Annotated in this window: 10 protein-coding genes; all 10 read right to left on the reverse strand. The window is 59.4% G+C overall.

The window, feature by feature from the left end:
- Positions 1 to 68 precede the first annotated feature (68 nt).
- Positions 69 to 1,148, reverse strand: coding sequence for an AAA family ATPase (locus F8J34_RS08095; RefSeq protein WP_297058120.1), 1,080 nt, complete (start codon positions 1,146 to 1,148; stop codon positions 69 to 71).
- 6 nt (positions 1,149 to 1,154) lie between these two features.
- The gene (locus F8J34_RS08100; RefSeq protein ID WP_297058122.1) at positions 1,155 to 1,928 is read right to left on the reverse strand and encodes an AAA family ATPase; all 774 of its coding nucleotides are present in this window, start codon (positions 1,926 to 1,928) and stop codon (positions 1,155 to 1,157) included.
- Positions 1,929 to 1,941: 13 nt separating this feature from the next.
- The gene (locus tag F8J34_RS08105) at positions 1,942 to 3,696 is read right to left on the reverse strand and encodes a GNVR domain-containing protein (protein WP_297058123.1); all 1,755 of its coding nucleotides are present in this window, start codon (positions 3,694 to 3,696) and stop codon (positions 1,942 to 1,944) included.
- 21 nt (positions 3,697 to 3,717) lie between these two features.
- Positions 3,718 to 4,932: a hypothetical protein gene (locus tag F8J34_RS08110; RefSeq protein WP_297058125.1), complete on the reverse strand. Its 1,215-nt coding sequence runs from the start codon at positions 4,930 to 4,932 to the stop codon at positions 3,718 to 3,720.
- Positions 4,922 to 5,482, reverse strand: coding sequence for a polysaccharide biosynthesis/export family protein (locus F8J34_RS08115; RefSeq protein WP_297058128.1), 561 nt, complete (start codon positions 5,480 to 5,482; stop codon positions 4,922 to 4,924). The genes F8J34_RS08110 and F8J34_RS08115 overlap by 11 nt, the downstream gene beginning before the upstream one ends.
- A gap of 14 nt (positions 5,483 to 5,496) precedes the next feature.
- Positions 5,497 to 7,581, reverse strand: a complete 2,085-nt coding sequence (locus F8J34_RS08120) for a tetratricopeptide repeat protein (protein ID WP_297058131.1) — start codon at positions 7,579 to 7,581, stop codon at positions 5,497 to 5,499.
- A complete protein-coding gene (locus tag F8J34_RS08125) occupies positions 7,578 to 9,020 on the reverse strand; it encodes a sugar transferase (protein WP_297058134.1) in 1,443 nt (480 codons plus the stop codon). Before F8J34_RS08125 ends, F8J34_RS08120 begins: the two co-directional genes overlap by 4 nt.
- Entirely contained in the window at positions 8,987 to 10,489 is a 1,503-nt protein-coding gene (locus F8J34_RS08130) for an exosortase C-terminal domain/associated protein EpsI (RefSeq protein WP_297058136.1), read from the reverse strand. Before F8J34_RS08130 ends, F8J34_RS08125 begins: the two co-directional genes overlap by 34 nt.
- Positions 10,490 to 10,556: 67 nt before the next feature.
- On the reverse strand, positions 10,557 to 11,465 hold the full coding sequence (locus F8J34_RS08135) for a hypothetical protein (RefSeq protein ID WP_297058139.1): 909 nt from the start codon (positions 11,463 to 11,465) through the stop codon (positions 10,557 to 10,559).
- A gap of 135 nt (positions 11,466 to 11,600) precedes the next feature.
- Positions 11,601 to 12,725, reverse strand: a 1,125-nt coding sequence (gene tmk, locus F8J34_RS08140; protein ID WP_297058143.1) for a dTMP kinase, incomplete at its 5' end; no start/stop codon positions are given.

The raw sequence follows: 12,725 nt of genomic DNA on the forward strand, positions 1-12,725 counted from the left end.
CCTTATGAGGAGGTCAGGAGGCAAAAGAAGGCTTGCCGAAAGACCAGACTCAGGCTTAAAAAGCGGACTCAGGAAGGGGGTGACATTTTCCCCTTGCAGTTAGGGTGACATTTTCGCTCTGCGGTAACAGAAGATTTAATGTTGACGAATGACAGAAGATTTTTCAGGATTTCTCGCCATTCCTTCTCCAGAGAGCGACAGAACTCCAGGCGTTCGGAGAGTTCACCCACCAGGGCCTCAAGCACCCTCACCCGCTGTTCGAGATCCCTCACCCGGGAAACCAGATCCCCGGCCTCCGGGGAAGAGATCTCCCCCGCGGTCTCGGCGGGTTCGAAGAAAAGTCCGCTTTGCCGCCTATCCTCCACCACGGTCTCGATGAGATCGGCCCCGATGCGAGGGATCCCGTCGGCAAACCCATAGACCAGGGCCGTATCGCAGATGAGGTTTATGAGCCGGGGAATCCCCCGGGAATACCGATAGACCGCCTCCAGGGCCTCCTCGGTGAAAAGATCCTCCCGTTTCGCCCCGGCCACCCGCAGGCGATGCCGCACGTAGGCCTTGGTCTCCTCCAGGTCCAGGGGTTCCAGATGACAGTAAACCGTAACCCGCTGGACCAGCTGCTTGAGGGAGGGGTGTTCGAGCTTGCGCCGCAATTCCGGCTGCCCCACCAGGATAATCTGCCACAGAGGTTCCTTCTGGGTCTCCAGATTGGAGATCAGACGGATCTCCTCCAGGGTGGAGAGGGAGAGATTCTGGGCCTCGTCCACGATCAGGATCACCCTGCGCCCGGCGGCATATTCCCGGAGAAGAAACTGGTTTAAGGCCTCAAAGATCCCCACCTTGTCCTGCGTCTCCACCGGGATCTCCAGCTCCCGGGCCACCAGCTTCAGAAACTGCGAAGGGGAAACCGTGGTGTTATATACATAGGCCACCCTCACCGCCCCCCGGATCCGGGCCAGAAGATAGTTGATGAGGGTGGTCTTTCCTGAGCCTATCTCTCCGGTGATCACCACAAATCCCTTGTTCTCGACCACGGCATAGCGCAGGTGGGTGTAAACGTTTTCGTGCTTCGGACTCATGAAAAGATAGGAGGGGTCCGGGGAGAGGGTGAAGGGTTTTTCGCGCAGGCCGTAAAAACGTTCGTACATAATCCGTTAAAACCGGAACTTGTTCATCACCACCCCCACCAGGGGCTTCTCCTGAAGCATCTCCAGGGCGGAGCGGAACTGCTCCTCGGTGGTCCTTTCCGCCTCCACCACCAGAAGGACCCCGTCCACATAATCCGCCAGCACCAGGGGATCCGCGGTCTGTAACGAGGGAGCATCGAAGATGATGAGCCTTTCCGGATAGCGGGTCTTTATCTCCTCAAAGATACTTTCCGCATAGGGAGAACCCAGCACCTCGGCCGAACCGGTGAGGGACCTTCCCGCCGGCATGACCACGAAGCGGGGAAGGTTCGGATTGATGAGGACCTCCGGGATCTCGGCCTCCCGGAGGAGGACATGGGCCAGCCCCTTTTCCGCGGGAAGCCCCAGATAGGTGTGCACCGAGGGGTTCTTGAGGTTGGCGTCCACCAGAAGGACCGTGCGGTCGAATTCCCGGGCCATGCTGAGCCCCAGGTTGATGGCCGTAAGGGTCTTCCCCTCCCCGGGAAGCGCACTGGTTATCAGGAGGGCGTTCCCCCCCAGTTTTTCCATCCGATCCAGCACCCGGGTATGAAGGATCTTGAGCTGTTCGGTGAGAGCGTCCTCCTCGAAGAACCCGAAGACCTTGTTCCTCCTGAGCACCTCGGGGTCCACCGGCACCACCCGGGTCTGCACGTATTCGGGACGGACCTCCTTCCTCGCTCCCCCGCCCCGGCGGGTGAGCTCCACGATCTCCCTCCGGGCCTCCTCGGCCTTCTCCAGGGCCTTTTTGATCCTGCTCATCATCCACCCCCGCTCAGAGTAATAAAAGACCGATCTTCTTCTCCACCTTGAGCCAGAATATATCCAGTGGCATCACCAGAAAATGAAACAGCACCACTCCCAGCACCAGCAGGAGCAGAAAGGCCACCAGGATCAGGAGGTTCCTGCGTCTTCGGGCCCTTCGCTCCTCCTCCCCCTCCACATAGGGCAGGGTGGCCAGCAGGGGAACCGGGGTCAATTTCTGGACCTCCTCCGGGGTCTTCAGGGAACGATCCAGGTATTCCATGATGGATACCGTCCCCACCCCGGCCCCCAGGGCCAGCACGAACCCTATGAGCACAATGGCCATACGTTTGGGTTTGTAGGGTTTCTCCGGCAGCTGAGCCGGATCGATGATGGTGAAACGTTCCCCCTTACGGGACTCCTCGAGCTTCTGCGCAATCCGGGCCTCCATGAGCTTGTCCATCAGCTCGTCGTATTTTCGGCGGGTGTTTTGATAATCGGTGAGGAGAAGATTGTAGTCCTTCTCCACCAGAGGAGTGTTCTCCAGGCGACGCTGATATTCCTCGATCTTCTTTTCGATCTGTTTCTTTTCCTCCTCCAGGCTCTTTATCTGGACCTCGATGGAGGCGATCTGGGTCATAAGGTTGATATAGGCCGGATTGTCCGGACGATTGAGCGCCACCTGCGCCGCCTTGGTCTGCGTATTGTTGGAATCGGCCAGCTCCTGCGAGAGCAGCCTGATCTTCTTCTCCAGGCTGATTACATCCGGATGTTTGGGCCCCAGGCGCTGCCGCAACTCTGCCAGCTGGGCCTGAAGATCGTTGAGCTGCTTGATCTTCTCCAGGGTATAGTCCGTGGTGCCCACCTGGGCCTCCAGGGCCTTGATCTCCCTCTCCAGTTTCTTGATGTCCGGATGATTGGGGGAAAGGGTGGCCCGCAGACTGACCAGCTTGAGCCGGAGATACTTGAGTCTTTCCAGCGGGGTCATCACCGCCTTTCCCTCCTCGGTCTTGATGGGGGCCATGGGTTCCACCAGCGCCAGCTGCCCCTGCAAATAGACCTTCTGTTCCTTGAGGGAGCGGATCTGGGCCTCCAGATCCTCAAGCCGTCGTTCGAGCCGGTCGATGGTCTGGAGATTGATCGTGGTCATCTCCGGAAGTTCCCCCAGGTGTTCCTTCTTGAAGCGGCTGATCCGGGCCTCCAGCTCCTTCAGGTGTTTACGCACCTGCTCCAGCTGTTTTTCCAGAAAGGTCACCGTGCCCGAGGCCTGCTCCTCGCGGCTCTTGAGATTGTATTCCAGATAGAGCGAGGCCAGAGCATTGGTCACCTTCTGTACCTTGACCGGATCGCGCCCCTCATAGGAAAGGGTAAAGGCAATGGTGGCCGAAACCGGACGCCCTCCCCGGGTGTTCGAGACCTCCGCATTTATGGGTTCGAGTTTGATATCCCCGCGCATCCGGTCGATGATCTCGTCCAGGGTGTACTTGTCGCGCATCTCCGGGTAGAGATCGAACTTCTCGATGAGTCTGGCCAGATTGGACCGACTCATGATCTCCTGGGTGATGGTCTGCAAACGCTCCTCCACATAACCGGTCACCGTGCTCTTCACGTAATCCGGAGGAATCTCCTGCTCCTCGATGAGAATGGTGGTGGTGGCCTTATAGATCGGAGGCAGAATAAAGGCGATCAGGGCTATGGTGATGAACACCGTAAAGAAGGGAATGAAAAAGGCCTTTTTGCGGCGGCGAAAGATGCGCACCAGATAACGAAGGTCCTGCTGTTCCATGGTTCCTCCCCGAATCTTTTATTAGAAGGTCGGAGGTCTTCCGAATCTAAGGATCAACCTCACCCAGACCTGCTGCCGATCGTACTCCCGGTCGGTCACCCGATTGCGGAAATCGGCGTACTTGTAACCCAGCTCCAGGGACCAGCGCTCGGTAAGAAGATACCTCAGGCTGGGACTAAGGGAATAGTAGGTATTTTTTTCCTTATAGACCCCGCCGCTGGAGGAGGTCCGGGCGTAAAAAAGGTAAAGGGAGAGGTCCCAGCGCGGGGTTAGATGATAAACCCAGGAGGCGGAAACCCGCCAGCGGTCCACCGATTGTCCGAAGGAACTGTAAACCAGGGTCTTGTTTACCCCCAGCCGATAACGGGAACGCTCCGCCGTCCTCTCCCAGGAAAGATCGAGGAGGGAACCCCAGTTGTGCTCGGTCTCCTTGCGGCGCACCGGGACCACGGCGATAAAAGGCCAGTAGGGCACGAAGACCAGACGCAGATAGGTGAGATAATATTCCGTGCGGGTATAACGCATCCCGGCCAAAAACCTGAGCGTAGAGGTGGGGGAGAGAAGCCTCTGCCATCCCAGGAGAAACCCGTAATTGTGCACCAGACTGTTCTCCGAATCTATCTTGGTGTAATAGACCTGGGAGAGAAAGGTGTCCCGCTGATTTCTCAGATTCCTCTCCAGGGTGCCGGAGACGGTGTATTCGTCGTAATCCACATTGTACTTCCATTCGTACTCGGTACGGGAGGCGGAAAAATTCAGGCTGAGACGGGTCAATTCATTGAGGGCATAGGTCAGCCCCGGAGAGATCACGTAACGGTGACGATCCTGCCGAAACCGCACGATGCCGGTCTCCCTGAGCTCCGACTCCAGGGTGGTGTCCTTTATCGCTGAACCGTGCAGGGTGAAATCCAGCCTCCTCCCCCATTTGTATCCGGAGTTCACATCGCAGCTGTAGTTTACGGTGTTGAGTTCCGTATGGTCCATATACTGGTAGGCCTCCATCCCTACCCGGGAGGTAAGCCCGAAGCGTTCGGTCTTATAGGTGGAAAAAAAGGAGGGAGAGGCCACCAGATAGAAATCCTCCTCGGGATAGTAGGTAAAGGCCACATTGTCGTCATAATACCCCTGAAACTTAAGCCGGGAGGAAAAATAAAAATCCGCTCCCCACAGGGGGGAAAGAGCGCTCATGGCCCAGAACCCCACCACCAGACAGACGATGGCCCCCCTAGGGAACAACGACCACATCCCCCCGTTTAAGGATGATGTTCTGCTCCAGGTGCTGGCCGTGGATCACCTGGTCGTAGTTAAAGGGGATCTTGATGATCCGATCCCCCTGGCGGCGGAGGATGAGGATCTTCTTGGAGGAGGCGAAAGGGGTAAGGCCTCCGGCCATGGCCAGAATCTGCATCACATCGGTATTGAGCTCGATGGGATATACTCCGGGGTGGTTCACCTTTCCGATGACATAGGCCTTGAGGCTGTTGACCTGCACCAGCATCACCGTAACCGTGGGATTCTGAATGTATTCGCTCAGACGTTTTTGAAGTACCCTTCTGAGATCGGCCACGGTAAGCCCGCTTACCTTTATGTCCCCGGCGAAGGGATAGGAGATGACCCCGTCCGGGGGGATCACCACCTTCCGGTTCAGGCGCTCATCCTGCCACACCGTGATCTCCAGCACGTCTCCCGGACCGAGACGATAGAAGGGCACCTCCTGCGCCCGCACCCGGGAGACCAGCCCCAGCCAGAAAATCAACCCGCACAACAAGACCACCCGTGCCCGCATCCCTGCTCCCTCCCTCAAGGGTTTTTCTCCAGTTCCGCCAGGAGTCTCCGGGCCTCCTCGCGGCCGGCAAACTCCCGCCCCCTCTCCAGGGCCAGCCGAAGATAAACCCGCGCCCTGGACCTTTCTCCCAGCTGATAATACACCGCCCCCAGATGATAGGAAACCACCGGATAATCCTTGACCTTATCTCCCAATTTCTCGAGCAGGGCCCTGGCCCCGGCGTAATCCCCTTTACGATACTTGATCCAGGCCAGGGTATCAACCAGTTCCGTCCGCCGGGGATATTTCCGGACCCAGGGGAGAAGAAGTCGCTCCGCCTCGGCCAGATTCCGGGGGGTGGGTTGATACTGGGCCAGGTAGAAGGCCAGATTGTTGGCCGCCACCAGATTCCGGGGATTCTTCTTTAAAACGCGCCGGTAAAGGGCTATGGCCCGGGCGTAGTCCCCGGTCTCCCCGTAGAGCTGGGCCAGCAGGAGCAGATAAAAGGGGCGGGGGTCACGGAGGCTGAGTTCCCGGCAATAGGCGATCATCTCCCGGGTCAACCCGGCTTTCCGGACGATGCGGGCGAGAACCGTAAGCACCAGGGGATGCCGGGGGTTAAGGGCCAGGGTCCTCTCCAGCAGCCGCCGGGCCGCGGCCCGGTCCTTTTCCTGCAGATAGAGATCCACCAGCTTCTCCACCACAATCAGATCGCCGGGATCCTTCTTCCACCTCCCCTCGAGCAGGGTCCGGGCCTTCTCCGGATGCCCCTCCCGCACATAGACCTCGGCCAGACCCAGATAAGCCTCCCGGTTTTCGGGGGACACCTCCAGCACCCGCCGATACATGTCCTCGGCCAGGTCCGGCTCGCGGTTAAGGAGATGGGCCCGGGCCAGACGGAGCATGATCCCCGGGTTCTGCGGCTCCTCCCCCAGGGCCGCCCGGTATTCGCCGATGGCTCCGGTATAATCCCCGCGCCGGAAGAGGATGTCCCCCTTGAGGAGATGGGCCGAGACCAGATGCGGACTGTCCTCAAGGACGCCGTCCACCTCCTTCAGGGCCTCCCGGAGACGTCCCTCCCTCCAGAGGAGGGTGGCCTTAAGGAGCCTGGCCCGGATCTTGAGGGCATCCTTGTCCACCCGGGAGATATAGGCCTCGATCAGACGATAGGCCTCCTCCCGACTCCCCTGCCCGAAGGAATAGAGAACCAGCTGCTCGAGCAGAGGGAAACTTCGGGGAAACCGGCGCCATCCCTCCTCCAGGGTCTTCTTTACCTGCTCCTCCTCGCCGGCCAGGGCATAGACCCGAGCCAGGAGCAGATAGGCCCTCTCGCCTCCCACGCCCCGGGTCAGAGCATCCCGGAGGACCCGGATGGCCCGGGGAAGATCCCTCCTTCTCTGGTAAAAACGCACCAGCCCCTCCAGATAGCGAAAATCGTCGGGATGGGCCTCATAAAGCGATCGGTAGAGCGCTTCGGCCTGGGCATATTTCCCCTCGCCCTCCAGGATGCGGGCCAGAAGGAGGGTGGCCTGGGGTTGGCCGGGGTGGAATTCGAGGACCCGGCGCAGCACCCCTTGGGCCTCGGATTTCCGGCCGGTCCGAAGATCCAGGTCCGCAAGCATCAGACAGGCCGAAACCTCCCGCTCCCCGCAAAGGGCCTCAACCAGGGGGCGGGCCTGCCCGTATTTTCGCAGGCCCAGAAGGGCCGCGGCCTTGAGCAGCTTCGCTTCGGATCGACCGGGATCTTTGGAAAGGACATACTCCGCCTCCGCCAGGGCCTTATCGGGTTTGCGCACCAGGAGAAAGATCCGGCCCAGGAGGATGCGGGCCGGAAGGAGGTCCGGGGAGATCTCCACCGCCCTTACCAGAGCCCCGTAGGCCCGGGGAATCCGCCCCTCCTTAAAATAGACCACCCCCAGCCCATAATAGGCCGGGGCCAGACGCGGATCTATCTGTAAGGCCCTTCGAAAGTTGACCTCGGCCTGACGGTAATCCCCCTGTTTCAGGGCCTCCTCCCCCCGCCGGAGATAGCGTTTCTTCTTCTGGGCCGGATTCCCCCCGCAGGCGGCCAGGATAACCACCAGGAGAAACAGACAACCCCATCTCCTCGCCGCCCTCATAAGGCCCCCTTCCGTGAAAGGACCACCACGATGGTCTTGAGGATGATCTTTATGTCGTCCAGGAAACGCCAGTTCTCGATGTACTTGCAGTCGAGCTCCACCACCTTATCGAAATCGGTGATCTTGTTCCGGCCCGAGATCTGCCAGAGCCCGGTAATGCCCGGCTTGATGGCGATGCGCCGCCAGTGCCAGAGGTCGTATTTCTCCACCTCCTCCGGGGTGGGAGGTCGGGTCCCCACCAGACTCATCTCTCCCTTGAGCACGTTCCAGAACTGCGGAAACTCGTCCAGGGAGGTGCGACGCAGGAACCGGCCCACCCGGGTGATGCGGGGATCGTCTTCTAGCTTGAACATGGGCCCCTTCATGATGTTCTTCTGCATCAATTCCTTCTTCCTTTCCTCGGCATCCACGTACATGGTACGGAATTTATAAAGGGTAAAGACCCGTCCGTGCTGCCCCACCCGTTTCTGTTTGAAAAGCACCGGCCCCGGAGAATCGAGCTTGATGGCCAGGGCCACAAAGGGATACATGAGGAGGAAGAGGGCGGTTCCCACCAGCCCTCCGGCTATATCCAGAAGGCGCTTATAGAGAAGCCCGGTGGCGTTAAACGGCGTGGTGCGCAGGACCAGAAAGGGGATTTCCTGTACCATCTCCGCGTGCAACCGGGCCCCCTCCGGGGACCAGAAGGCCGGAAGGATACGCACATCCACCCCCATCCTCCGGCAGAGATCCACATAATGGGGAAGGTTAATGGATTTCTGGCCCCTTACCGCAAAGACCACCTCATCCACCGGAAAGCGTCGCAGGATCCGGGGAAGATCCTCCAGGGTTCCCAGCACCTCGGAGGACCCGGCGTCCTTTTCCTCCACCACAAGCCGACCCAGGAGTTTGTGCCCCCAGCTCAACTGCCGGCCCAGGGCCTCGGCCACGATTTGCCCCCGCTCCCGGTCCCCCACCAGGAGGAGCTGGCGGGCATGGAACCTCTTTCCGGCAAAGTGCCGGCAGTATCCGATCACCAGCACCCGGTTCAGACTCACCAGCACGAAACTCAGGGCCAGAAAGGTGAAGAAGAAGAGCCGGGAATAGCCGGTCTTTTTAAAGGCGAAGATGAAGGCCCCCAGCACCACAAAATCCAGGACCAGGGCCTTGAACACCGCCCAGAGATGGGGAAGCACCCGCGAGGGAAGACCCTCGTTGTAAAGCCCGATCCGCCCCATGACGTAGTTATTCACCAGGACCACCAGGAGGATGGAATAAAGAAGGAGCTCCCCGGGCATGTGCCAGCGCCCGCCGTAAAGGGAACGGCGCAGGAGAAAGGCCAGGTATCCGGCGATAGCGATACTCAGGGCGTCAAGGAGCATCAACAGGTTATAGATCAAACGAACCTGCTGCTGAAACACGGCTCCTACCCCGGGATGAATCTCTGGAGATGCGGCCACAGGGCCCGCAGAAACTCCCGCAGGGCCCGCTCGGCCTCTTGCCGGTTAAGCCCCGGAGGACAGAGCATCTCCACCCTCACCAGCGCCCCATCGGTCCTTCGGCGAAGGACCGCATCACGCAACAGATAAAACTTGTGCTTCCAGGGATTTACCAGGACCCTCCCCCTCTCCATAAAGAAATAAGTAGCCAGGAGGCGCTGCCCCCCTTTCCTCAGCCAGAGGTATTTTACTTGAATAGCCCTTTTCCCGGAAAGGTCAAGTTCCCAGATTCCGGTCCGTACGATATCCCACCCCCCTCCCAGAAGACAGCTCTGAGGGGTGTGGATGGTGTGCCAGGTGGTCTGATAGGAATAATAGGGAATGAGGAGAAAGATGACGCCGGGAAAATCCTTCCGGCGATAAAGACCGTAAAAGTAATCGTCGGCCCAGAGGGATTTAAGGATCCGGGGGGAAAGCCGCCGCGGTTCCCCGTGCCACCCCCCTATCTCCAGGGGAAAATAAAGCAGCGGCCGCGAGGTGAGCCGGGTGGAAAGTTCGGGGACCATACGAAAGCCCCAGCCTCCCGCAAGGAGAAGGGCCCCGAAGATCACCGCCGGCCAGAGGGAGACCCGGCCGGCGGAAACCCGGTCCTCCCCGGGGGAAGGGGAGGCCTCCGCGGAGGGCGAGAGCCGATTTTCCAGAAAGCGCAGGATAAGTAGGGAGAGGAGAAAGAGCCCCAGGGCCAGCACGAAGACCAGCCATCCCAGGAGGGAATGGTAGGGCTCCTCCAGCACCGCGGAATGCCCCCGCGCCACCAGGACCCCGGTGAGAAAGACCCGCAGGGCGTTGGAAAGGACCGCCACCGGGGCCACCAGGAACACCATGATCAGCCGGGCCCACAGGGAACGCAACCCGTAATAGGAAACCAGAAGGGCGAGGAGGATGAGGGGCATGAAATACCGCAGCCCGCTACAGGCCTCGGCGATCTGCAGACACGCTCCTCCCACGTGAAGGAGGTTCCCCTCCCGCAGGACCTCCAGCCCCACCGCATTCAGCAGCAGGGCCGACAGCCGGGAGGTTAAGAGCTGAAGCTTAAAGGTCAGGACCCTGCGCACGAAGGGAGGGAGCGGGGCCATGAAAAGCAGGATCAGGAAGGGGAACCGAAGCGCCCGGACCCTTTTTCCGTAAAGAAGGAGGGCCAGGGAAAGGATGGCGGCCCAGAAACCGAGATAGAGCAGGAAATCCACCGCGGAAAAGAGGCCGGCATAGGCCAGAAGAAAGGAGAAGATGAGGGCCGGAAGCCCCAGGGGATGAAAGCCCATCTCCCGGAACCGGAACTCCGAACGCTTTTCCCAGCAGAGATAGGCGAAGATAAGGGGAACGAGGTAGCAGTAACTGTTGTCCCCCAGGCGCCAGACCTTAAAGAACCGGGAAAGAAGGGGGAAATAGGCCCACAGAATAAGCCCGGCCAGAAAGATGAGCCCCGCCATCCTGCCCCGGGGATAAAAAAGGGGGGCCTTAAGGCCCCCCGGACCGCTCCTTTGCAAGGCCGGCTCCCTAGGTTCGGAGATAACGCTTAAGCCCCGCCAGACCGAGGAGACCGGGAAGGAAAAGGACCCCCGCCGGCGGAAGAGGCACCGCACCGAGGTGCATCCCGGCGTTCACGCTTAAGGAATCCCCCTGATAGACCGTCCCGGAGATAGAGAGACTCGCAGAAAGAGAATACCACCCCGGCTCAAGGAAATACTCATAGGCGTAGGAATACTCCCCATCACCGCTTATCCCCTGAGGATTAATCTGGTTCCAGACGTGGGCGATCTGCCTTACATAACTGTCCGGCTCCCCGTTGTTGTCGGAATCCTCGTACTGGTACAGATAAAAATTCCAGGTAATACTAGCACGGTTGGCATAATTGTAATTCGGGCCGTAATCGAAACCCCTATAGTTCGCAAACTCGACCACCCGCAGGGTAAGGGGCTTATCCAGATAAAAATACCCAGACTGCGAAGGATTAGCATAAAAAGAGGCCCAGTCGTTAGCGCTTACATAGATGTTGGTTGAGGCTGATCCCGAGGCGGAAAGACCGCTCACCCCGCCCTCATCAAGAAAACTCCTCGACTGAGACGAGGCCGTCCATCTCTGCGTTACCCCCGGGGACAGAGCATGGGTATAGGAACCCGAGACCTGGGCCTCGGCCGGGGGATTGTCCTGGTAAGCATCTACCGCCGTATCCGCATCATCGGTTTGGGAAATTCCGGAAGGCCCGAAAACATGCTTGGCTTCTCCATTACTGTAACCATCTACGTGTGCGTATGCATGAAAGTGGGCGTAATGCCAGGGAGAGCTATCGTCCCAGTAATAGGGTATGGGCGAGGCCCACACCCCTCCCGCAAGCCCCAAACACCCTGCCACCAAAACCAAAACCCAGAAAAACCCTCTCCTCTTCCCTCTTCTTACCTTTCTCATCCTTACCCCCCTCCGAAGATTTTCTTCTCTCTTTAACACTATATTTAAGAATAAGAAACTTTGTCAAGCTGAGATGAAGAGGTATAGAATGAAAATGGGATCCATCGGCAGAAAAGTGGACCTAAACCCGGCTATTTAATTCCCGGCGGGGTTAAGCGGGGCTTCTTCGCCGAGATGGGCCAGGACCTCCCGGACCAGTTCCGGGAGAGGGCTTTCGGAGGATAGGGTCAGGTGTCGAAAACCGGGCAGGATCCGGAGATAGGTCTCCCTCACCGCCCGAAGCATGGCCTCGGTCTCGTAAAGCTCCCGTTTTTCGGCCCGGCCCTTCACCCGATCGAGGGCCTTTTCCACCGGAAGATCCAGGTATATCACCAGGTCCGGCACCGGAGCCACGGTCTCGTTCTTCCGGCGGAGTTCCTCCGGATCCAGCCCCTGGCTCCCCTGATAGGCCAGGGTGGAGGGATAGTAGCGATCGCAGAGGACCATTCTGCCCTGAAGAAGGGCCGGAATGATCACCCGTTCGGCGTGTTCCCTGCGATCCCTCAGAAACAGCTCCGCAAAGGCCTGAGGAGAAAGGGGAGTCCTGCGGACCAGGTGCTCGCGGATCTTCTTCCCCCATTCCCCCTCCGTGGGTTCCCGGGTAAGGAGCACCGGCCGGCCGGCCTCCTTCAACCTCTGCCCCACCTCCCGTAACAGGGTGCTCTTCCCGGAGCCGTCCAGCCCCTCAAAGACGATAAGACGCCCCGGGCGGTTGAATTCCACCAGGATCCTGGAGACCAGAAAATCCCGGTTGTCCGGAGTAACCTCGCAGAAGATGGGCCCTTCCAGCCTGAGAACCTCCTCCAGGAAGGGGACCTTCCCGTAACCCACCGAGGCCAGCAGAAGTTCCGGCCCGGCCAGAAGCTCCCGGATACGTTGACGGAAGGCCTCGGAAAAGACCTCCATCTTGCCGATCTCATCCACCACGAAGATCACCGGCCCCGGGGCCGAGGGATCCGGCTCAAGAGAGGAAAGGGCCAGTTTCTCGAAGGTCTCCAGGAAGACCCGGTACTTACCCAGCTGGGGCCAGCCCCGGCCCTTTTTGGCCAGCCAGGCCTCCCGTCCGTCCAGGGTATAGATTTTGAAACCTATCCGCCGCCCTCCCTCCCGCACCTCCCGGGTGACAAACCCCCTCTTGACCCCGGGAAGCTTCTGCACGATCCGCTCGATAAGGGTGGTCTTCCCGGTTCCCGGAAGACCGTGCACCAGAACCTTTTTGCG

This window comes from Thermosulfurimonas sp. (assembly GCF_015491435.1).
In the GTDB taxonomy this organism is placed as follows: domain Bacteria; phylum Desulfobacterota; class Thermodesulfobacteria; order Thermodesulfobacteriales; family Thermodesulfobacteriaceae; genus Thermosulfurimonas_A.